At 65.1% G+C, this 21,962-nt stretch carries 13 protein-coding genes and 1 pseudogene; 8 read left to right on the forward strand and 6 right to left on the reverse strand.

What is annotated here, in order from left to right; all coding sequences use genetic code 11:
* The first annotated feature begins 18 nt into the window (after window positions 1-18).
* The 6 genes from FAZ21_RS01285 (at window position 19) to FAZ21_RS01310 (ending at window position 8,939) form a co-directional block, all read left to right on the forward strand.
* Entirely contained in the window at window positions 19-678 is a 660-nt protein-coding gene (locus tag FAZ21_RS01285; protein WP_136771463.1) for a DUF4390 domain-containing protein, read from the forward strand.
* Window positions 675-2,798 (forward strand): sensor histidine kinase, encoded by a 2,124-nt coding sequence (locus FAZ21_RS01290; RefSeq protein ID WP_136771464.1) that lies wholly within the window; start codon window positions 675-677, stop codon window positions 2,796-2,798. Before FAZ21_RS01285 ends, FAZ21_RS01290 begins: the two co-directional genes overlap by 4 nt.
* A gap of 3 nt (window positions 2,799-2,801) precedes the next feature.
* Window positions 2,802-4,109 (forward strand): sigma-54-dependent transcriptional regulator, encoded by a 1,308-nt coding sequence (locus tag FAZ21_RS01295; RefSeq protein ID WP_136771465.1) that lies wholly within the window; start codon window positions 2,802-2,804, stop codon window positions 4,107-4,109.
* 200 nt (window positions 4,110-4,309) lie between these two features.
* Window positions 4,310-5,686: a Trk system potassium transporter TrkA gene (gene trkA, locus FAZ21_RS01300; protein WP_136771466.1), complete on the forward strand. Its 1,377-nt coding sequence runs from the start codon at window positions 4,310-4,312 to the stop codon at window positions 5,684-5,686.
* Window positions 5,687-6,454: 768 nt separating this feature from the next.
* Entirely contained in the window at window positions 6,455-7,966 is a 1,512-nt protein-coding gene (locus tag FAZ21_RS01305) for a TrkH family potassium uptake protein (RefSeq protein WP_211243331.1), read from the forward strand.
* Window positions 7,967-8,309: 343 nt separating this feature from the next.
* Window positions 8,310-8,939: a LysE family translocator gene (locus tag FAZ21_RS01310; RefSeq protein WP_136771467.1), complete on the forward strand. Its 630-nt coding sequence runs from the start codon at window positions 8,310-8,312 to the stop codon at window positions 8,937-8,939.
* 83 nt (window positions 8,940-9,022) lie between these two features.
* Here FAZ21_RS01310 and FAZ21_RS01315 read toward each other — a convergent pair whose 3' ends face one another.
* The 3 genes and pseudogenes from FAZ21_RS01315 to FAZ21_RS21190 all read right to left on the reverse strand — a co-directional run.
* Window positions 9,023-10,675, reverse strand: a complete 1,653-nt coding sequence (locus FAZ21_RS01315) for a methyl-accepting chemotaxis protein (protein WP_136771468.1) — start codon at window positions 10,673-10,675, stop codon at window positions 9,023-9,025.
* A gap of 225 nt (window positions 10,676-10,900) precedes the next feature.
* Window positions 10,901-11,605 carry a GGDEF domain-containing protein gene (locus tag FAZ21_RS01320; RefSeq protein WP_373279514.1) on the reverse strand — a complete coding sequence of 235 codons (705 nt, stop codon included), beginning with the start codon at window positions 11,603-11,605 and terminating at the stop codon, window positions 10,901-10,903.
* A 4-nt stretch (window positions 11,606-11,609) separates the two neighbouring features.
* A pseudogene (locus FAZ21_RS21190) lies at window positions 11,610-11,801 on the reverse strand (hypothetical protein); the annotation flags it as partial.
* A 189-nt stretch (window positions 11,802-11,990) separates the two neighbouring features.
* Between FAZ21_RS21190 and mpl the strand changes: the two are divergent.
* Both mpl and FAZ21_RS01330 read left to right on the forward strand, forming a co-directional pair.
* Window positions 11,991-13,370 (forward strand): UDP-N-acetylmuramate:L-alanyl-gamma-D-glutamyl-meso-diaminopimelate ligase, encoded by a 1,380-nt coding sequence (gene mpl / locus FAZ21_RS01325; RefSeq protein ID WP_136771470.1) that lies wholly within the window; start codon window positions 11,991-11,993, stop codon window positions 13,368-13,370.
* 63 nt (window positions 13,371-13,433) lie between these two features.
* Complete coding sequence (locus FAZ21_RS01330) at window positions 13,434-14,684, forward strand: hypothetical protein (protein WP_136771471.1); 1,251 nt, start codon at window positions 13,434-13,436, stop codon at window positions 14,682-14,684.
* A 59-nt stretch (window positions 14,685-14,743) separates the two neighbouring features.
* Here the strand turns inward: FAZ21_RS01330 and murB are convergent, their stop codons facing one another.
* From murB to gltB, 3 genes are all read right to left on the reverse strand, one after another.
* Complete coding sequence (murB, locus tag FAZ21_RS01335) at window positions 14,744-15,760, reverse strand: UDP-N-acetylmuramate dehydrogenase (protein ID WP_136771472.1); 1,017 nt, start codon at window positions 15,758-15,760, stop codon at window positions 14,744-14,746.
* Window positions 15,761-15,889: 129 nt separating this feature from the next.
* Entirely contained in the window at window positions 15,890-17,305 is a 1,416-nt protein-coding gene (locus FAZ21_RS01340; RefSeq protein WP_136771473.1) for a glutamate synthase small subunit GltD family protein, read from the reverse strand.
* Window positions 17,306-17,394: 89 nt separating this feature from the next.
* Window positions 17,395-21,843, reverse strand: coding sequence for a glutamate synthase large subunit (gene gltB / locus FAZ21_RS01345; protein WP_136771474.1), 4,449 nt, complete (start codon window positions 21,841-21,843; stop codon window positions 17,395-17,397).
* Window positions 21,844-21,962 lie beyond the last annotated feature (119 nt).

The following is a 21,962-nucleotide window of genomic DNA, read 5'->3' on the forward strand; positions in this document are numbered from 1 at the left end:
GCCGAACACGGCGGGCTCATGGCCCTGATCGCTGCGGGCCTGCGCGCCCTGCGGCGGCAGGCCGGCCTGCCGCTTCCGCATCTGGTGCGCCTCCACCTGCAACTGGCGGCCCTGCTCCTCGGCTGCCTGCTCTGCCTGCCGGCCTGGCCCCAGGAACCCGGCATCCGCGCGCGCGACGCCACCTTCGATTACGCCGGTGACCATGTCGAACTGGCGGCCCGCTTCGACGTCACGCTCAAGCAGGGGCTGGAAGATGCGCTCGCCAACGGCTTCAGCCTGCCGTTCAGCTACGAATTCCAGCTGACGCGCCCCCGCCTCTATGCCTGGTGGAGCAATCTTTCCAGTGGCTTCGACCCTACCGCCAAGCTGAACTACCGCCTGTCCTATCACAACCTGTCGCGGCAATACCGCCTGCACCTGGGCAATTTCTATCGCAGCTTTTCCTCGCTGAACGAGGCCCTGACCGCACTGGGCGTGGTACGCAACTGGGAAGTGCTGAAAGACACCGATCTGGCGCGCGACAAGGAACCGCTGGCCGGCCGCGTGCGCCTGCTGCTCGATGTGTCGCAACTGCCCAAGCCCCTGCAACTGTCCGCCATGGGCAAGGATGACTGGGAACTGGCATCCGGCTGGGTCGACCTGAAGCGCAGCATCCCGCAACCGGAGGATGCGCCGTGAGACGCGCACTGCTCATCCTCGGCTCGCTGGGCACCATCCTGCTGTTCCTGCTGGCAACCGCCGCCGGCAAGACCTCCGCCTTTGCCGAGTACTACAACGAGCTGCTGATCCTGAACGGCCTGCTGCTGGCCGGCCTGCTGGTGCTGGTCGGCGCCAGGCTGTGGGACCTGATCCGCAAGGTACGGGCCAAGGTATTCGGCTCTCGCCTGACACTGCGCATGGTACTGATGTTCGCCCTGGTGGCGGTGCTGCCCGGCACGCTGGTGTATACGCTGTCGGTGCAGTTCCTCAATCGCTCGATCGAGAACTGGTTCGACGTGCGCGTGGACAACGCGCTGGACCGTGGCCTCAACCTGGGCCACAACGCCATCGACTACCAACTGGGCGACCTGTCGCGCAAGGCGCGCATCGTGGCGCTGGACGTCCACGACGACAGCGGCAGCACCCTGCTCAGCCGGCTCACCCGGATGCGCGAGCAACTGGGCGTGCAGGAAATTTCCATCTTCGACGAGACCGGCAACACCATCGCCCACATCGGCAACGAGAACGCCGGCCTGTTTCCCGACCTGCCCGATCGCACGATCCTGCGCCAGGCGCTCAAGGAGCCGGTGCGCAAGCTGGAGGCGAAGTCGGGCACCGACCTGATGATGCGCGCAGTGGTGCCGATGCCCGGCGCCCGCTTCGGCATGCGCACGCGGCTGTTGCAGTTGATGCAGCCGGTGCCGGAGCAACTGGCCGCCGACGCCGAGCTGGTGGAACAGGTACGCAGCGAATACAAACAGCTATCCGAAGCGCGCTCCGGCCTGAAGCTGGTCTACAGCCTGACGCTGACACTGGCGCTGCTGATGGCGTTGCTGGGCGCGCTGGCGCTGGCGATCTATCTGTCGGACCGGCTGGCGGCACCGCTGTCGGTGCTGGCCCGCGCGACGCGCGCGGTGGCCTCGGGCGATTTCTCGCACCAGCAGCCAGTGATCAGCCGCGACGAGCTGGGTATCCTCACCCATTCCTTCAACCGCATGACGCGGCAGTTGTCCGAGGCACGCACCTCGCTGGAACAGCACCAGAGCGAACAGGCAGCCGCCAACGCGTATCTCCAGGCGATCCTGGGCTCGCTCTCCGCTGGCGTGGTGTCGTTCGACGAAGGCTGGCGGCTGGCCTCCACCAACCAGAGCGCGCTACGCATCCTGGGCATCGACCCTACCGCGCTGCGCGACACCCCGCTGGCCGACTGGCCGCAGCGCTATCCTGCACTGACCGGCTTCTGTACCCGTATCGTCGAAGGCTTCCTGTCCGACGAGGAACACTGGCAAAGCCAGGCCGAAGTTGCCGAAACCCGCGTGCTCAACATCCGCGGCACGCGGCTATGGGTGGACGACATCGAGGCGCGCCAGGGTTTCCTGGTGGTGTTCGACGACATCACCGAACTGATCTCCGCCCAGCGTGACGCGGCCTGGGGCGAAGTGGCGCGGCGGTTGGCGCACGAAATCAAGAACCCGCTCACCCCGATCCAGCTCTCGGCGGAGCGTCTGGAACTGAAGCTGGCCGACAAGCTGGATACGCCCAGCGCGGAGCTGCTGTCACGCAATACGCAAAACATCGTCAAGCAGGTGCAGGCGCTCAAAACGATGGTCGATGCGTTCCGCGATTACGCGCGCAAGCCCACCGGCAAGAAAAAACCCCTGGACTTGCAACAACTGCTGGCCGACGTACTGGTACTGTATGAGGCGGCGCCCGTTTCGCGCATCGACATGGTGCATGCGCCACTGACCGTCGAAGGCGATGCGACCCATTTACGTCAGGTGATCCACAACCTGTTGCAGAATGCGCAGGATGCGTTTCAGGGCTGTGAAACGCGGGATGAACCTCCACGGATTTGCGTGCGGACCGAAAAGATCGATAAATTGGCGCGCCTTACGGTGGAAGACAATGGCTGCGGTTTCCAGGCGGAAATCCTGGCACGGGTGTTCGAGCCCTATGTGACGACCAAGCAACGGGGGACGGGCTTGGGGTTGGCCATTGTGAGAAAGATCATCGAAGAGCACCGGGGCCGGATCATTGCCGGTAACCGCGAAGAAGGCGGCGCCTACGTAAGAATTGAGCTACCGCTCATGGAGGGATGAAGTTTGCTTAGTCAGGATATTCTGGTCGTCGATGATGAAATCGGCATACGCGAGTTGTTGTCCGAGATCCTTCAGGATGAGGGCTACAGCGTCGCGGTCGCCGAAAACGCCGAGAAGGCGAGACAGTTGCGCAACCAGGCGCAGCCCAGGCTCGTCTTGCTGGATATCTGGATGCCCGATACCGACGGCGTCACCCTGCTGAAGGAGTGGGCCCGCAACGGCCAGCTCACGATGCCGGTGGTGATGATGTCGGGCCACGCCACCATCGACACAGCGGTGGAAGCCACGCGCATCGGCGCGCTCGATTTCCTCGAAAAACCCATCGGCCTGCAAAAGCTGCTCAGCGCCGTCAAGCGCGCGCTGGCACAGCCGGTGAGCGATCAACGGCAACAGCACGCACCGACGCTGGCACGGCTGGGCGAAGCGGAAGCGATCAAGGATCTGGCAGCCGCGCTCGACAGCGCCGCCGCCGCGCAAGGCGCGCCCATCCTGCTGGTCGGCGCGCCCGGTGTCGGGTTCGAACTGTGCGCACGCTACCTCAACCTGCCGGAGCGCCCGTTCGTCGCGCCGCTGTCGAACGAAGACTTCGCCATCGCCCCGCAGGAGCTGGCAAACAAGGCGGCGGGCGGCACGCTGTTCCTGCGCGACCTGGCCTACCTGGACCGTCGCGCGCAGGCCGGGCTGAAAAGCGCGCTGGCCAAGCTGGAAAAGAACAAGGTCCGCATCGTCTCGGCATCCAGCCGTCCGCTGGACGCGCTGGCCTCCTGCGTCGATCCCGAACTGCTCAAGGCGCTGTCGCAGTTGATCGTGCCGATCCCGGCGCTGGCCGAACACCGCGAGGACATCCCGCGTATCGCCGAAGCGCTGCTGGCCGAAGTCGTCGCCACCAACCGGCTGGAACCGCGTCGCTTCAGCGCCCAGGCATTGCAACTGCTGGCCCGCCAGGACTGGCCGGGCAACCTGGACGAACTGGCCAACGTGGTGAAGAGCCTGGCGCTCACCTGCCGCGAAGGCGAGATCGACCTGGCGCCGGTATCGCGCATCCTGTCGCAGTTCTCGCCCACCGGCACCATTCCCGCCGCGCCGCCGATGCCGGAAATCACCGCGCCAACCGCCGTGGACATGGATCTGCCGCTGCGCGAAGCGCGCGACCAGTTCGAAAAATACTATCTGGAACGCCAGATCGAGCTGTCCGGCGGCAACATGAGCCGGGTGGCCGAACGTATCGGGCTGGAACGAACCCATCTTTATCGCAAACTGAAACAACTGGGCATCAGCATGCCCAAGAAAAACCGCCCGCCCGAGGACTGAGCTGGCGGCAGCCACAGATTAGAGCGTGTCGTCACATGTTTCGCGGCAGTGCAGTTCGTGAAACATGGGGCGACACGCCCTGAGAGGGAAGGACAAAAGGTAAAGGCAGTTGCTTTTGCTTGGCGTCCTTCCCTCTTTTTCCTTATATGCATTGATGCGGCCATCGTTCGCCCGATCGCCGCGCGACACAGCGGGATTCCATGGCCAATATCCTGATCCTCGGCGCCGGACGCGTAGGCAGCTCGGTCGCCGAACAACTGGTTCACGAGCGCTACAGCGTCACCCTGGTGGACAGTAACGCCGCCGCGCTCAAGCCGCTCCAGGATCGGCTGGACCTGCGCACCGTCGTCGGCCACCCCGCCAGCCCCAGCGTGCTGGAAGCGGCGGGCGCCCGCGATGCCGACCTGCTGCTGGCGGTGACGCCCAGCGATGAGTTGAATCTGGTCGCCAGCAAGGTCGCGCAGCAACTGTTCAACGTCCCCACGCGGCTGGCGCGCATCCGCAACCAGGATCTGCTGGCGCAGGACAGCCTGTTCGGCGAAAACGGCTTCGCCATCGACCACATCATCACGCCGGCGCAGATCGTTACCGATTATCTCTACCGCCTGGTCGAAACGCCCGAAGCGTTGCAGGTACTGGATTTCGGTGGCGGGCTGGCGCAGATGGTGGTGGTGCGGGTGGAGGCGGACGCGCGCATGGCCGGCAAGCCGCTATCCACGCTGGATACGCTGCTGCCCAACGTCGATCGCCGCGTGGTGGGCATCTATCGCCGCAACCGTCATATCCGGCCCGACGGCAACACCCTCAGCGAAGTGGGGGACGAAGTGTTCGTGCTGGCAGCCACCAAAAACATCCGCGCGGTGATCCGCGCCTTCCATGGCGAGGACCGCCGCGCGCGGCGTATCACCATCGCCGGCGGCGGTAACGTCGGCTTCCGCCTGGCAAGCGCGCTATGCGGCGACTATCAGGTGAAACTGATCGAAACCAACCGCGAACGCGCGGTCTGGCTGTCCGAGCAACTGCCCAAGGCGCTGGTGCTCAACGGCGACGCCACCGACGAAACGCTGCTCGACAACGAACAGGCCGAGCGTACCGACCTGTTCCTCGCACTGACCAGCGACGACGAGGACAACATCATGTCCGGCCTGCTGGCCAAGCAGATGGGCACGCGCAAGGTGATCGCCATCATCAACCGCAGTCGCTACGTCGGGCTGTTGCAGGGCAGCCGCATCGACGTGGCACTATCGCCGGCGCAGGCCACCATCGGCTCGCTGCTGGCCTTCGTGCGCCAGGGCGATATCGTCGCCGCGCACAGCCTGCGCCGTGGCAGCGCCGAAGCGCTGGAAATCGTCGCGCACGGCAATCGCAACACCTCGCGCGTGGTAGGGCGCCGGGTGGAAGAACTGCGCCTGCCCGAGGGCATCTACTTCGCCGCCGTGGTGCGCGGCGAACAACTGGTGGTGCTGCACGGCGAAACGGTGATCGAATCCGAGGACCACGTGATCGTGTTCTGCGACAACAAGCGGCGCATTCGCGAGGTGGAGCAGTTGTTTGCGGTGAAGCTGGGTTTCTTTTGAGCGCCGGATGGGGATGGTTTCTGAAGTGGTTTGCAGAGCAATGACAAGCCCCCGGCGAAGCCGGGCGCGTCTCGGCAGTGGGGCACGTGCATCGGCGCTCCCCTGCTTCACCCCGACTCCCCCCGCCCTCGCCGCCGCGAGGGAGCCTCGCTGCGCTCGCTTGTTCTTGCGTGCGCCTGAGGTAGTTTGCAGAGCAATGACAAGCCCCCGGCGAAGCCGGGCGCGTCTCGGCGGTGGGACGCGTGTATTGGCGCTCCCCTGCTCCACCCCTACTCCCCTCGCCCTCGCCCTCGCCCTCGCCGCCGCGAGGGAGCCTCGCTGCGCTCGCTTGTTCTTGCGTGCGCCTGAGGTAATTTGCAGAGCAATGACAGGCCCCCGGCAAAGCCGGAGGCGTCTCGGCGGTGGGGCGCGTGTATCGGCCCTCCGCTGCTCCACCCATACTCCCCCCGCCCTCGCCTCAGGAGCGCCTATGCAGAATCTGCGATCAGAAGTGGCGAACGAATCCATCGCAGGCCCCCGGCCAAGCCGGGTGCTCCCCAGTAATGGCGCGCCGGTCACGGCCCTCCGCTGTTCCACCCCCACTCCCCCCGCCCTCGCCGCCGCGAGGGGGCCTCGCTGTGCTCGCGCGTGCGTGTGCACGTCGGTGGCAAGTCGCAGGCGGATAGCAGGTCGCCGACGTGTACCTGCCCCTGGCCGGCATGATCATCGCCTGCTGGGGTTGGCGTCTTCCTCCCGCGCACTTTCAACCTTCACCCGGTCCGCTCCAACATGAGCAACGCTCCCGCCTTTGCCCTGCCCCAGACCAACAGCTATCCGCTACATCAGCGGCTGCTGCCGGCGGTGAACTTGCTGGCCCGCATCGCGGCCATCTTCTCGCTGACCATGCTCTTCCCCATCGCGGTGGCGTGGTGGGGCGATGATGCGGGGCTGATCCCCTTTGTCGAATCGTTGGGCGGGCTATTACTGCTCAGCCTGTTGATCGTGGCGGCCACGCTGCGCTACCAGCGCGAGTTGAAGACCCGCGACGGTTTCATCCTGGTGGTGGGGCTGTGGACGATGCTGCCTGCCGCCGCCACCGTGCCGCTGTTGCTGTACGACCCGACGCTGAAGTTCAGCTACGCCTATTTCGAGGCGATGTCCGCGCTGACCACCACGGGCGCCACCGCGCTCACCGGGCTGGAGCACCTGCCGGCTTCGATCAATGTCTGGCGTCATCTGCTCAACTGGCTGGGTGGCATGGGGATTCTGGTGCTGGCCGTGGCCATCCTGCCGATGCTGGGCGTGGGTGGCATGCAGTTGTTCAAGGCGGAAACGCCGGGACCGATCAAGGATGCCAAGCTCACGCCGCGCATTCGCGAAACCGCGCGCAACCTGTGGCTGATCTATGCCGGGTTGACAGTGGCTTGCGCCCTGCTGTTGCGGCTGGCGGGCGAACTGAGCTGGCTGGATGCGATATGCCATGCCTTCTCGGCGGTATCGCTGGGCGGTTTTTCCACCTACGACGCCAATGTCGGCCAATTCGATTCGCTGGCCATCGAAGCCATCCTGGTGCTGTTCACCGTGCTGTCCGCCACCAACTTCGCCACGCACTTTCTGGCGCTGGCGCGACGCGATATCCGGGTGTACTGGCGGGATTCCGAGTTCAAGGCAATGATCGCGGTGATACTCGGCAGCATCGTGATCCTGGCCGGCGTGCTGTACTGGCGCGGCACCTATGCCGACTACGCCACCGCGCTACGGCACGTGACGTTCAACGTCGCCTCGGTCGCCACCGGCAGCGGTTATGCCAGTACCGATTTCGCACAGTGGCCCATCGTCGCGCCGCTGTGGATGCTGTTCCTTTCCGGCATCACCGCCTGCGCCGGATCGGCCGGCGGCGGTATCAAGATGATCCGCACCATCGTGCTGGTGCGCGAAGCCGGCCGCCAGTTTGTCACGCTGCTGCATCCGGCCGCGGTGCGGCCGTTGCGGGTGAACGGCAACTCACTGTCGGGCCAGGTGGTGTTCGCGGTGCTGGGCTTCATTTTCCTGTACTTCATGAGCATGGTCGGGCTGACCTTCGCGCTGCTGCTCACCGACCTGGATTTCCTCTCCAGCCTGACCGCCGTCGTAGCCTGCCTGAACAACGCCGGCCCTGGCCTGGGCATGGTGGGGCCGGCGTCCAACTATGGCGTGCTGACGCAGGCGCAGGTATGGATCTGCTCCTTCGCCATGCTGCTGGGCCGGCTGGAGGTGATCTCGGTGCTGGTGCTGTTCACGCCCACGTTCTGGCGGAGCTGATCGCCCCCGGAAGGGCTTGTCACGCTGGGGCTATCCCGCATCGTGGCGTCGGGCGCCAGCCTCTAGGGCGTGTCGTCACCTGTATCGCGGCAGCGCTGGGCCGAAAAAGCACCCGCCATCAGGCGCGCGACGCCGCCAATAACCGGTTATTGGCAAGGAGCGCAACGCAGTGGAGGGTGTTTTTTCGGCCCAGCCCGCCGGGTTCGGCGCATTTCGGGCGCCGCGCGGTGTCACCGGCCGCTTGCGGTATTCATACCGCCGCGCGTCCAGCTCCTGGCGCGGCATCCCGAACTGTGCCGAACGCTGTCGTGACACAGGTGACGACACGCCCTAGCATCGCGGGATGGACGTTTTCCTCACCGGCTTTCTGCTGTCACTCTCGCTCTGCCTGGACCTGGGCATCGTCAACGTTGCCCTGATCGACGTCAGCCTGAAATACGGCGCGCGACCGGCGCTCTGGATGGGCCTGGGCTCGTGCTTCGGCGATCTGGCCTACGCCATCCTCTCGCTGGTCGGCATGAGCGTGCTGTTGCGGTTCGAGGCAGTGCAATGGGCGACCTGGCTTGGCGGTGGCGGCATCCTGCTCTGGCTGGCGCTGAAGATGGCGCGCGAAGCCTGGCGCGACGCACACCGTGGTGAGGTGGATCACCCGCCCCTGCCCGGCAACCATCACCTGTTCGGGCGCGGGCTGGCCCTCGCGCTGGCGTCGCCATCGGCCATCCTGTGGTTCGCCGCCGTCGGTGGCAGCCTGATCGCCCAGGCCACCGATGGCACGCTGCCGTCGGCAGCGCGCTTTCTCGCCGGATTTTTCAGCGGCGGGCTGGCCTGGACCGTCTTCATCGTCGCCGCCGCCAGCCATGGCGGCAAGCTGCTGGGGCGACGCTTCATCCAGGCGTGCCACGCGATCTCGGCCCTGCTTTACCTTTACTTCGCCGGGCTGGTGCTGGTGAACGGGGCGCGGAATCTACTGTAAAACCAGGAGCATCCATCAGCACAAGGCGGGATAAAGCTGTCCCGCCTTCACCGCCGCGAGGACCAAGCTTGCATGCCCTATCCTCAGTGTGCGGTGGTCTTGAAGCGCGCCATCTCCTGCGCCAGGCCGGCGGCCAACCGATTCAGTTCGTCAGTGCCCTGCTGTGCGGCCTTGATCGACTGGAAGTTGGCATCGGCCATGGTGACGATCTGTTGCACGCTGACCGCGATCGACTCGGCCGCCTGCCCTTGTTCGCGCGACGAATCGACAATGGCCCGCACGTTTTCGGCGGAGTGCTCGGCCTCGTGGCTGATCTCGGTCATGGCGGAAGCGGCCTGCTCCACCAGTTGCCGCCCGCCCTGCATCCGTTCGACGCTGCCGCGCATCGCCGTCGCCACGGATTCGATCTCACCATGGATGCCTTGCAGCATCTGGCTGACCTCGCCTGTGGCCGTCGTCGTGCGCTCGGCCAGCTTGCGCACTTCGTCGGCAACGACCGCAAAGCCACGCCCCAGCTCGCCGGCGCGTGCCGCCTCGATGGCGGCGTTCAGCGCCAGCAGATTGGTCTGGTCCGCGATGTCGCGAATCGAATTGACGATGCCACCGATGCTTTGCGAGCGGTCGGCCAGTTGCAACGTCAGGCGCGCTGCGTCTTCCAGCGTGTCGCCGACCTGGCCGATATTGCCGCGCGTCTGCTCCAGCAACTGCATGCCTTCGCGCGAGCGCGTCTGCACGAGGTCGGCGAGCTGGGCCGCCATTTCGGTGTTGTCGGCCACATGGCGCACGCTCACCGCCACCTGCTCCACCGCCGCGGCGGTAGCCTGGGCCGCGTCGGTCTGCCGCTGCGACGCATCGGTGACATCCCCGGCATGTTCCGCCACACTGCCTGCGGTGCCACGCACCGAATCGGCAAAGCGCTGGGCCTTGCCCACCGCTTCGTCCAGCTTGGCAATGAACTGGTTGTACGCCTGCGCGATACGCGCCAGCTCGTCGCTGCCACCGATGGTGCTGCGGTCGCGCAATGCAAGATGCTCCGACGCCTGCTCGATCTGGCTTTGCAGTGCATTCACGCGCTGGGTGAGGTAGCGCAGGATGACGACACCGAGCGTCAGGCCGACCAGCAACGCGACCGCGCTGGCGGTCAGCATCCTGACCGTGGTGTCGCCGAACTCGGCATCGGCGGCCTCCTTGTTGCGGCCAGCCTCGTCCACCAGATGCTCCATCACCGAGTTGGCGCTCAGACGCTGCGCGGTATACAGATCGGCGTAGTGCTGGTCGTAGATGCGACGTGCCGCCTCGACATCACCTTGTTCCAGCGCTTGCAGCATGGGCGCCAGCGCCTGTTGTTCCAATTGCGCGAACTGCCGTTGCAGCGCGGTGACCTCATCGCGGATCGACGGGTTGACCTGCGCCTCCACCGCAGCCTGCAACGCCTGCTGCATGGCGGGGATGTCCTCCTCGCGCGTTTCACGGATGCGGGTGGCGGTTTCCTTGGCGCCACCCATGCCCAGATCGCGCAGGAACATCAGATCGATGCCGACGCGCATGCGCGGGATGCGCGACAGTACCTCCGCCATCGCCCGCATCGGACGCGCGCCGTTGTGATAGCTGGATTCCACCGTGCCATGCAGCCGCGCCATCCCCAGGTAAGCCAGCCCGCCAACCGCCAGCGTGCCGAGCAGCGGCACCGCCAGCAGGATCAATAGTTGTTGTTTGAAACTCAGTCTGGTGAGCATGGTGGTCTCCCTGATGAAGGCGACGGGGACACGGCGAGGTCGAACGGCCCCCGGCAATGGGCTACATCCGGCCGGCAATGATCGATCGTCGCCCGGGATTTCTTCGTGCGCGCCAGTACACCATAAATAGGCGGCATAGCCCTGCTGGGGATATCACCGACAAAAAAACCGCCGTGCATGAAAAAGGGGCGCGAACGCCCCTGTCTCACCGGAGGCACCAGCCCGTCATTCCGCGATCTCCACCCGGCCACGGCCAGTGTGCTTGGCGCGGTACAGCGCCTCGTCGGCACGCAGCACCAGCGCACGGCCGTTCTCGTCGTCGTGCAATTCGGCAATGCCACTGGAGAAGCTGATTTCCACGCGGCGATTGTGGTGCATGAACGGCGTCTTGGAGGCAACCAAGCGTAGCCGGTCGGCCACATAGCTGGCGCCGTGGAGATCGGTTTCGGGCAACAGCAGCAAAAATTCCTCGCCACCATAGCGCACCAGGAAATCGGTCTCGCGCAACACGGCGCGCGCCAGGTTGGCGATGTGCACCAGCACCTGGTCGCCGACCAGGTGACCAAAGCGGTCGTTGATCTGCTTGAAGTCGTCCAGGTCGAACAACACCACCGAGAACTTGCCGCCGCCACGCTGGGCGCGCTTGACCTCGAGCGCCAGCAGGTGATCCAGCCCCTGCCGGTTCAGCGTGCCGGTGAGCGGGTCCTGTTCCAGCATCTTGCGGTTGAACGCCAGGTCTTCCTCGATATGGCGCACCGATTCGCGGATCGACACGATATCGTCATGCGATGAGGACACCGATGCATGCAGGTGCGAAGTGGAGCTGATGATGTCTTCCAGCAGCGCCGTCACGGTGCCGTGCGCCTGCTCGTCGAGCAGTGCCGGGTTCTCTCGCCGCGCGTGATGCAACTGCCCCAGGCTGGCCGCCATGCTTTCGCCGCTTTCCGACAGCGATTCGAGCAACTGCGCCGTGGTGTCGCGTGCCTCGGCCAGGACGTCGTCCAGCTTGCACAGCACCTGCCAGGCATGCTGGAGTTCGTCGCTGGTCTTGGTGCCGGGTGACTTGATCGTGACAATCGCGTTGTAGAATTGCGAGTAGTTTTCCGGCGTGGGCGGCAAGCCGCGCTCCGCAAGACGCTTGAGGGCAATTCGGGCGATTTCCACCGGATTGACTGGTGGCGGATTAGACGTCATGAGTATTTTTTAGTCGTTGGTGAACAGCGGGCAGGGCCGGCCGATTCTACGCAAACCCAGGCCGCCGCGCCACGCCATTTACCCACGTAAACCATTCTCCTAGCAAAGAAAATTCGTACCCATGCACATCCATATCCTGGGCATCTGCGGCACCTTCATGGGCGGCATCGCGGCGCTCGCCCGCGCGGCCGGCCACACTGTCACCGGCTGCGATGCCAACGTGTATCCGCCGATGTCAGACCAGTTGCGCGCGCTGGACATCGACCTGATCGAAGGCTGGAGCCCGGACCAGCTCCAGCCCGGCATCGATCTGTACGTGGTGGGCAACGTGGTCACGCGTGGCAACGCCTTGATGGAAGCCATTCTCGATCGCAGCCTGCCGTATACCTCCGGCCCCGAATGGCTGCGCGACCACCTGCTGGCGGATAAATGGGTACTGGCCATTGCCGGCACCCACGGCAAGACCACTACCACTTCGATGCTGGCATGGATTCTGGAATACGCCGGCCTGGCGCCGGGGTTCCTGGTGGGTGGCGTACCGGAGAATTTCGGCATCAGCGCCCGGCTGCCCGGCACACCGCGCCAGGATGCGGCAAGCGTCTCGCCGTTTTTCGTCATCGAGGCCGACGAATATGACACCGCGTTTTTCGACAAACGCAGCAAATTCGTCCACTACCGTCCACGCACCGCCATCCTCAACAACCTGGAATTCGACCACGCCGACATCTTCGCCGATCTGGCCGCCATCGAAACCCAGTTCCACCACCTGATCCGCACCGTGCCTGGCAACGGCCGTATCGTGGCAAATGGCCGCGAAGCCAGCCTGGAGCGCGTGCTCCAGCGCGGGTGCTGGACCCCGGTGGAGCGTTTCGGCATCGAGGATGGCTGGACACTGGGCGAAACCCACGCCGACGGTTTCGACGTCTGGTTCCAGGGCGTGCCGCAAGGGCGCGTGGTGTGGAGCCTGCTGGGCGAACACAACGCATTGAACGCCCTGGCCGCCATCGCCGCCGCCCGCCACGTGGGCGTCACGCCCGAGGTAGCCATCGCTGCGCTGGGCGAATTCCAGAACGTGAAGCGCCGCATGGAAATACGGGGCATCGTGCACGGCATCACCGTTTACGACGACTTCGCCCACCACCCCACCGCCATCGCCACCACCGTGGCCGGCCTGCGCCGCAAAGTAGGTACCGCGCGCATCCTGGCCGTGCTGGAACCGCGCTCCAACACCATGAAGCTCGGCACGATGAAGGCTGCGCTGCCCGGTTCGCTGACCGATGCCGATCGGGTGTTCTGCTACGGCGCCAACCTGGGCTGGAACCCGACCGAGGCACTGGCCCCCCTGGGTGACAAAGCCACCAGCTTCGACGATCTGGATGCGCTGACCGATGCCATCGTCGCCGCGGCGCAGCCCGGCGATCAGGTGCTGGTGATGAGCAACGGCGGTTTTGGTGGCTTGCACGGCAAATTGCTGGCGGCGCTGGAAGCGAAGGGAAGCTGAAATGCCTTCGGCCGGCGAGACGGCTGCTATACAGAAGTCTCGCTGATATGACTGGGGCATGAAATGGATTGGCAGAGCAGCCTGCGCGCATCGAAAGGTGGCGGCGCCTTCGTGACCGGCAAGGCCAGCGCGGCGGGAAACCCGGACAGCGTCAGCCATCACCGCAATTCGATCGCCTTCCGCGCGCAGGGGGCCGATACGCTGTCGCCGATGCCGTCGCTCAAGCGCAACGCGGATTCGGCATTCACCCTGTCGCCCATGAACAGCGCTTCGCTGGCGGGCGCGGGTGGCGACCCGCCCAAGCGCCCGAACGGGTTCGACAAATCCAATACCGGCCATTACGCGCCCGAGGGCGGGCCGTTCATCCCGCTGCCGTCCAGTATGGCGGCGCAGATGCAGCCCAACGAGGAAATGCGCCGGGTGCGCCCACGATTGCAACCACCGCAGGCGCTTCAGCAGGATGGGCCGCCACGGCGCCTGCAACGCGCCAACTCGATGCCCAGCCTCAATGACAACGCGGGCTTCTACCACACGTTCCGCAGCGTGGCGACGCACGGGCTGTTGTCACAGAACGAGATGCGGGACCGGGGCATCAGCTTCAATCCGTCGAACGACGGCCGCCAACGCAACGCCAACACCATCGACGTGACGCGTATGCCAGGCCACCTGGACAATGGCCAGGCAGCGATCTCACGGCAAGCGCTGACCAATCCCTATCACGGTGCGCTGAGCGTGGTGCTGGAACGGGATCAGCCACTGGGCTTCCAGGCGCCGACTCTCAACGACCTCGACGCCCACACACGCAACCAGTTGTCGCAAGCACCGGAGAGCATCCGCGAAAGCCTGACCCGATCGGTGCTTTCCTATCAGCCACAACGCCTGAGCAACCCCGACGACGCCAGCCGGCGCATGCACAACTCCTTCATGGCGATCGGCACCTCCAGCACGGGGTCCACCGTACCGCGAGCACATGAAATGACCCGCCCCGGCATGCAGCCCGGCCAGATCGACCGACTGGTCGTGCCGGAACAGCACCGCTCCACCGTCGGCCAGGTACAACGCGACCTCAGCGTGCGCGGCGGAACCACGCTGCCGCCGGTGGAATTCGTGCACAGCACCAACACCATGGTGCCGCGATACCAGACACCGCGCGGGGACGTACACGCGATCCAGGGCATCCATGCGCCGGCCTACCAGCATGCCGTCACCTCGCACGCGCAGCAGCACGGCGACACCGACATTCACATCGTCAAGACAGGGATGCAGGATCAGCCCAGGCAGCCGGAGACACGGCCGCGCTCCAAGAGCCTCTAGCGCCGCTCAGCCTGCATGCGAACGCACTCTGGGGGGAGTACCCGCTCGCCGGCAGGGCGCTACCACCACACCGGTTCCGGCTCGATCGCCACATCGAAGCGTGCCAGCACATCGGCACGCACGGCATCGGTCAGCGCCGCCACGTCCGCGCGCGCCGCGCCACCATGGTTGACCAGCACCAGCGCCTGGCGCTCGTACATGCCAACCGGGCCGAGCGCCCGCCCTTTCCAGCCGGCCTGTTCGATCAGCCAGCCGGCCGCCAGCTTGTAATCGCCGTTGGGCATGGCGTACGACACCAGCGCGGGGTATTCGATCAGCAGCGCGTCGCGCGTCGCGGCTGGCACGATGGGGTTCTTGAAGAAGCTGCCGGCGTTACCGATCACGGCCGGGTCGGGCAGCTTGCGGCGCCGCACATTGATCACCGCCTGGGATACGCCTTGCGGCGTGCGCGGCAAGCCGGCATGGGTCAGCTCAGCTTCGATCTCGCCATAACCGGTGCGTAACAGCGGCGTATGCGGCAAACGGAACACCACTTCGCCGATCAGCCAACGCCCTGCTTCGTCGTGTTTGAACACGCTGTCGCGGTAGGCGAATGCGCATTCGGCATTGCCGAAAACGCGGTGCTCGCCGTCGGCCAGTTGGTAGGCGGTCAATTCGTGTAGCACGTCCTTCACTTCGACACCGTACGCGCCGATGTTCTGGATCGGCGCCGCGCCGACCGTGCCCGGAATCAGCGACAGGTTTTCCAGCCCACCCCAGCCGTGTGCCAGCGTCCATTGCACGAAATCGTGCCAGGGCTCGCCGCCGCCCGCTGCGACGTAAACCGCGTGTTCGTCCTCGCCCACCACTCGGCGACCGGCAATCTCCACCTTCAACGTCAGGCCGGGCACCACCTCCGGCAGTACCAGGTTGCTGCCACCGCCCAGCACCTGCCACGGCATGCGCGCCAGTGCCGCATCGGCCGCCAGCGCCGCGATCTCTTCCCCCGCCCGCACCACGGCCAGATGCGCCGCGCGCGCCGCCAGCCCCAGGGTGTTGAGCGGGCTAAGGTCGATATCGGTGGCAATCTGGGGCATGGGGGGACTCCGGGGAAAGCGGGATTATGGGGGATGCAAGCGGGGGAAGAAACTTCATCCCGATCCAAACAAAACAGCCCCCTGAGCATTCAGGGGGCTGTTTTGTTTGATGCAGCAGGCTGAAACGGCTTACCAGACCTGCAGGTACTCCAGAATGCCTTCTGCGGCCTGCCGGCCTTCGTACACCGCGCGCACCACCAGATCCGCGCCGCGTACCTGGTCACCGCCGGCAAAAACCTTGGGATTGCTGGTCTGGTGCTTGAACTGTTGCTTGAACGGCGCCACGGTGCGGCTCCAGTCGTCGGTGGCAATGTTGGCACCATCGAACCAGGACTGGCGTTCGGCCTGGAAGCCGAAGGCGACGATCACATGGTCGCATTGCAGGGTGCGCTCGGAACCGGCGACCACTTCGGGGCGACGGCGGCCCTTTTCGTCGGGGGCGCCCAGTTCGGTGGTCACCAGCTTCAGTGCCAGCGTGCCGTCCGGGTTGGCTTCGATGCCAACCGGCTGGCTGTTCCACTGGAACTGCACACCTTCTTCCTTGGCATTGGCCACTTCGCGTTTGGAACCGGGCATGTTGGCTTCATCGCGGCGGTAGGCGCAGATCACGCTGGCGGCTCCCTGGCGGATGCTGGTGCGGTTGCAGTCCATGGCGGTGTCACCGCCGCCCAGCACCACCACGCGCTTGCCGGCCATGCTGACGAAGGCTTCGCCCTCGGGCAGCGTGCCCATGTTGTTGCGCACGTTGTTGATCAGGAAGGGCAGCGCTTCCAGCACGCCGGGCAGTTCCTCGCCGGCGAAGCCGCCCTTCATGTACTTGTAGGCGCCCATGCCCATGAACACGGCGTCGTAGTCGCGCAGCAGGTCGTCGATGCTCAGATCGCGGCCGATCTCGGTGTTCAGGCGGAACTCGACGCCCATCCCTTCCATGATCTGGCGGCGGGTGGCGATCACTTCCTTTTCCAGCTTGAACTCGGGAATGCCGAAGGTGAGCAGGCCACCGATTTCCTCATAGCGGTCGAACACCACCGGCTTCACGCCATTGCGCACCAGAATGTCGGCACAGCCCAGGCCCGCGGGGCCGGCACCGATGATGGCGACCTTCTTGTCGGTCCACACCACCTGGCTCATGTCGGGACGCCAGCCCTGCTTGAAGGCTTCGTCGGTGATGTACTTTTCCACCGAGCCGATCGACACCGCGCCGAAGCCGCCCTGGTTCAAGGTGCAGGCGCCTTCGCACAGGCGATCCTGCGGACAGACGCGGCCGCAGATCTCGGGTAGCGAGTTGGTCTTGTGCGACAGTTCGGCCGCCTCGAACAGCTTGCCTTCCTTCACCAACTGCAACCAGTTGGGAATGTAGTTGTGCACCGGGCATTCCCATTCGCAGTAGGGATTGCCGCAGGACAGGCAACGGCTGGATTGCTCGCCCGCCTCGGCGCGGGCCAGCGGCTGGTAGATTTCGCGGAACACGAACTTGCGCTGCTCCACCGGCACCTTCTCGCCGGGGTTGCGCGCCACGTTCATAAACTGGAATACGTCGGACATTGGAATTAAACCCCTATGAGGAGTAAGGCGTGAGGGGCGAGGGGGCAAGGCACACGCCTCACTCCTCTCACACCTCACACCTCACCGCCTTAATCTTTCAGCAGATCGTCCAGCTTGGCCGCCTTGGGCTTGACCAGCCAGAAGTAGTCCACGGCCTCGTCGAAGTCGCGCAGCAACTCGGCAGCCTTGGACGACCCGGTCAACGCCACGTGCTGGCTGAGCTTTTCGCGCAGGAAGGCCCGTACCGCGCCGTAGCTCTCGCCGTTGATGGTGTTGATGTCGATCAGCTCGTTGTTGATGCGATAGGCGAACTTCTCCTTGGCGTCATGCACCAGGGCAAAGCCACCGGTCATGCCGGCGCCGAAGTTGTAGCCGGTTTCGCCCAGCACGATCACCACGCCGCCGGTCATGTATTCGCAACCGTGGTCGCCGATGCCTTCCACCACGGCGGTGGCGCCGGAGTTGCGCACTGCGAAGCGTTCGCCGCCACGGCCCGCGGCGTACAGCTCGCCGCCGGTGGCGCCGTAAAGGCAGGTGTTGCCGACGATCACGCCGTCATCCGACTTGAACGGGCTGTCCTTGGGCGGGTAGATCACCACGCGGCCACCGGCCATGCCCTTGCCCACGTAGTCGTTGGCGTCGCCAGCCAGCTCCAGCGTCAGGCCACGGGCGTTCCACACCCCGAACGACTGACCGGCCGAGCCTTCCAGCTTGAGGTGCAGGCAGTCGTCCGGCAGGCCGTCGGCGCCGTGCGCCTTGGCGATCTCGCCGGACAGGCGCGCACCGATCGAGCGGTTGATGTTGCGCACCTTGTAGCTCAGCCGCTGCGGCGTCTTGCTGCGGATGCCGGCGATGGCGTCCTTGACCATCTGTTCGGCCAGTTCGCCCTTGTCGAACGAGGGGTTGGAATCCTCGACGCAGAAGCGCGGCTCGCTCTCGGGGATGTCGCCCTGGCTGAGCAACACGTCCAGGCGCAGCTTCTGCTGGCGCGCGGTGGCGCCTTCGGCCAGGCCCAGCACATCGGTGCGGCCGATCAGCTCTTCCATGGTGCGCACGCCCAGCTTCGCCATCCATTCGCGCGTTTCCTCGGCGATGAAGGTGAAGTAGTTGACGACCATGTCCGGCAGGCCGGTGAAGTACTTGGAACGCAGCTTGATTTCCTGCGTGGCCACGCCAGTGGCGCAGTTGTTCAGGTGACAGATCCGCAGGTATTTGCAGCCCAGCGCCACCATCGGGCCGGTGCCGAAGCCAAAGCTCTCGGCGCCCATCGCAGCGGCCTTGACCACATCCAGGCCGGTCTTGAGGCCGCCGTCGGTCTGCACCCGCACCCGGCCGCGCAGGCCGTTGGCGCGCAGCACCTGCTGTGCTTCGGTCAGGCCCAGCTCGAACGGCGTGCCGGCGTATTTCACGCTGGTCAACGGGCTGGCGCCGGTGCCACCGTCGTAGCCGGAAATGGTGATCAGGTCGGCGTAGGCCTTGGCCACGCCGGCGGCAATGGTGCCCACGCCCGGCTCGGCCACCAGCTTCACCGACACCAGCGCATCGGGGTTGACCTGCTTCAGGTCGAAGATCAGTTGGGCCAGATCCTCGATCGAGTAGATGTCGTGGTGCGGCGGCGGCGAGATCAGGCTGATGCCTGGCTTGGAGCAGCGCAGACGCGCAATCAGCGGGCTGACCTTGTCACCCGGCAATTGGCCGCCTTCGCCCGGCTTGGCGCCCTGGGCCACCTTGATCTGCAACACCTCGGCATTGACCAGGTAATGCGGGGTGACGCCGAAACGGCCGGACGCCACCTGCTTGATCTTGGACATCCTGGCGGTGCCGTAGCGCGCGGCATCCTCGCCGCCCTCACCCGAGTTGGAACGGCCGCCCAGGCGGTTCATGCCTTCGGCCAGCGCTTCGTGCGCCTCGGGGCTGAGCGCGCCCAGCGACATACCGGCGGAGTCGAAGCGCTTGAGGATGGATTCGACCGACTCCACCTCGTCCAGCGGCACGGCGCGCGCCGGGTCGAGCTTGAGCGACATCAGGTCGCGCAGCATCGCCACCGGGCGGTTGTTCACCAAGTCGGCGTACTTCAGGTATTCCTTGTAATCGCCGCCCTGCACCGCCTTTTGCAACTGCATCACCACGTCCGGGTTGTAGGCGTGGTACTCCTCGCCGAACACGTACTTGAGCAGGCCACCCTGTTGCAGCGGACGCATGGTGTTGAAGGCCAGGCGGGTCAGCTTTTTCTGGTCTTCCTCGAAGTCGCCGAAGCCCGCGCCGCCGATGCGCGACACGGTGCCGTTCAGGCACAACTCGACCACTTCCTCGCCGATGCCCACGCCTTCGAACAATTGCGAGCCACGATACGAAGCGATGGTGGAGATGCCCATCTTGGACAGGATCTTCAGCAAGCCCTTGTTGATGCCCTTGCGGAAATTGTTGGCGGCCTTTTCCAGCGGCAGTTCCAACTGGCCCAGCTCGAGCAGTTCCATGATGGTCTGGTAGGCCAGATACGGGAACACTGCGGTGGCACCATAGCCGATCAGGCAGGCGAAGTGGTGCGGATCGCGCGCCGTGCCGGTCTCGATGATGATGTTGGTCTTGCAGCGCAAGCCGCTATCGACCAGCGCGTGATTCACCGCGCCGACGGCAAACAGCGCCGGAATCGGCAGGCGGTCGCGGGCGATGTGCTTGTCGGACAGCACGATGATGACGGTCTTGTCCTCGCGCACACTACGCAGCACATCTGCCTGGAGCGCCAGGATGGCGACCTTCAGGCTGGAGCACGCCGGGTCGTAGCTGATGTCGAAGCGCGCGGCCTTGTAATCCGGGTCGTCGATGCTGGTCAGTGCGTCGAACTTGTCGCTGGACAGTATCGGCGAGCGCACTTCCAGGCGGCGGGCATTGAACTCGCTCTCATCGAACAGGTTGCGCTCGGGGCCGAAGCAGGTGTTCAGCGACATCACGATCGCTTCGCGGATCGGATCGATCGGCGGGTTGGTCACCTGGGCAAACTGCTGGCGCAGGTAATCGAACGGCGAGCGCACCTTTTCCGACAGCACCGCCATCGGGGTGTCGTCACCCATCGAGCCGACGGCTTCCTGGCCGGCCTCGGCCAGCACGCGGATCACCTGGTCACGCTCTTCGAAAGTGAGCTGGAACTGCTTCTGGTAGGTCAGGCGCTCGGCCTTGTCCATCGCCGGCAGCACGCCGACATCCTCGGCGATCTCCAGGTGCTGGGCGTGCCTTCTCACCCATTCGCGATACGGATGCGCGGTCTTCAGGCGGTTATCGATGGTCTCGGTATCGAGGAACTCGCCGGTCTTCAGGTCCACCGCGACGATCTGGCCGGGCTTGACGCGCCCCTTCTGCACCACATCCTCCGGCTTGTACGGCCAGGTGCCGACTTCGGAGGCGATGGTCAGGTGGCGATCGCGGGTGATGACATAGCGCGCCGGGCGCAGGCCGTTACGGTCGAGCGCACAGCCGGCGTAGCGGCCGTTGGTCCACACCAGGCCGGCTGGGCCGTCCCACGGCTCCATGTGCATCGAGTTGTATTCGTAGAAGGCGCGCAGGTCGCGGTCGTTGCTGTCCACGTTCTGCCAGGCCGGCGGCACCAGCATGCGGAAGGCGCGGAATACATCGATCCCGCCCATCATCAGGCCTTCGAGCATGTTGTCCAGGCTCATCGAATCCGAGCCGTTGGTCTGCACGATGGGGCGCACGGTATCCATGTCGAGCAGCGGGCTGTCCATCACGGCCTCGCGCGCCTTGGCCCACAGCCGGTTGCCGTGCAGGGTGTTGATCTCGCCATTGTGCGCGACAAAGCGGAATGGCTGCGCCAGCTTCCATTGCGGCCAGGTGTTGGTCGAGAAACGCTGGTGGTAGACGGCCAGGCTCGAAGCGAAACGCTCGTCCTTCAGGTCGAGGTAGAACACCGGCAGGTTGTCCGGCGTGACCAGGCCCTTGTACGAGAGGACCTGCGAATTGAGCGTCGGCTGGTAGAACGAGGTGTCGGCGTGATTGGCTTTCTCGGCCAGGCGACGCGCCTGGTACAGCTTGCGGTCGAACGCATCGTCGTCCAGGCTGCCGGGCGCATTGACGAACACCTGCGAGATGGTCGGCAGCGTCCGCAAGGCATATTCGCCACAGGCATCCAGGTTGACGGGCACGGCGCGCAGGCCGGCGAATTCCAAGCCCTGGGCCTCAATGGCGGCTTGCAGGTTCTTGATGGATACATCGCCCACGGCGGCATTGGTGCTGTGGAACACCAGGCCCGCGGCGTAGCGCTTGGCCAAGGTGATACCGGCCTCGGCAGCCACTGCGCGCAGGAAGCCATCCGGCTTGCGGAACAGCAACCCACAGCCGTCGCCCGACTTGCCATCGGCGGCCACGGCACCACGGTGGGTCAGGCAGGCGAGCGAACTGATCGCGGTGGAAACAAGCCAATGCGACGGCTTGTCATCCATTTGCGCAATCAGGCCGAAACCGCAGCTATCCTGTTCAAACTGCGGGCTATATAGCGTGCCCTCCAACCAGCTTTGTCTATCCATCACAGGCACCTTGCGAAAAGCCAATAAAAGCTAATAAATCCAAAGATGTCGGCTTGATCGGAATCAAGCGAAAGGGCTTGATTCTAGCCATAAAGGGTGCTACCCCGCAACCCAAGACG

Origin of the sequence: Chitiniphilus eburneus, from assembly GCF_005048205.1 — a bacterium.
Taxonomy (GTDB): domain Bacteria; phylum Pseudomonadota; class Gammaproteobacteria; order Burkholderiales; family Chitinibacteraceae; genus Chitiniphilus; species Chitiniphilus eburneus.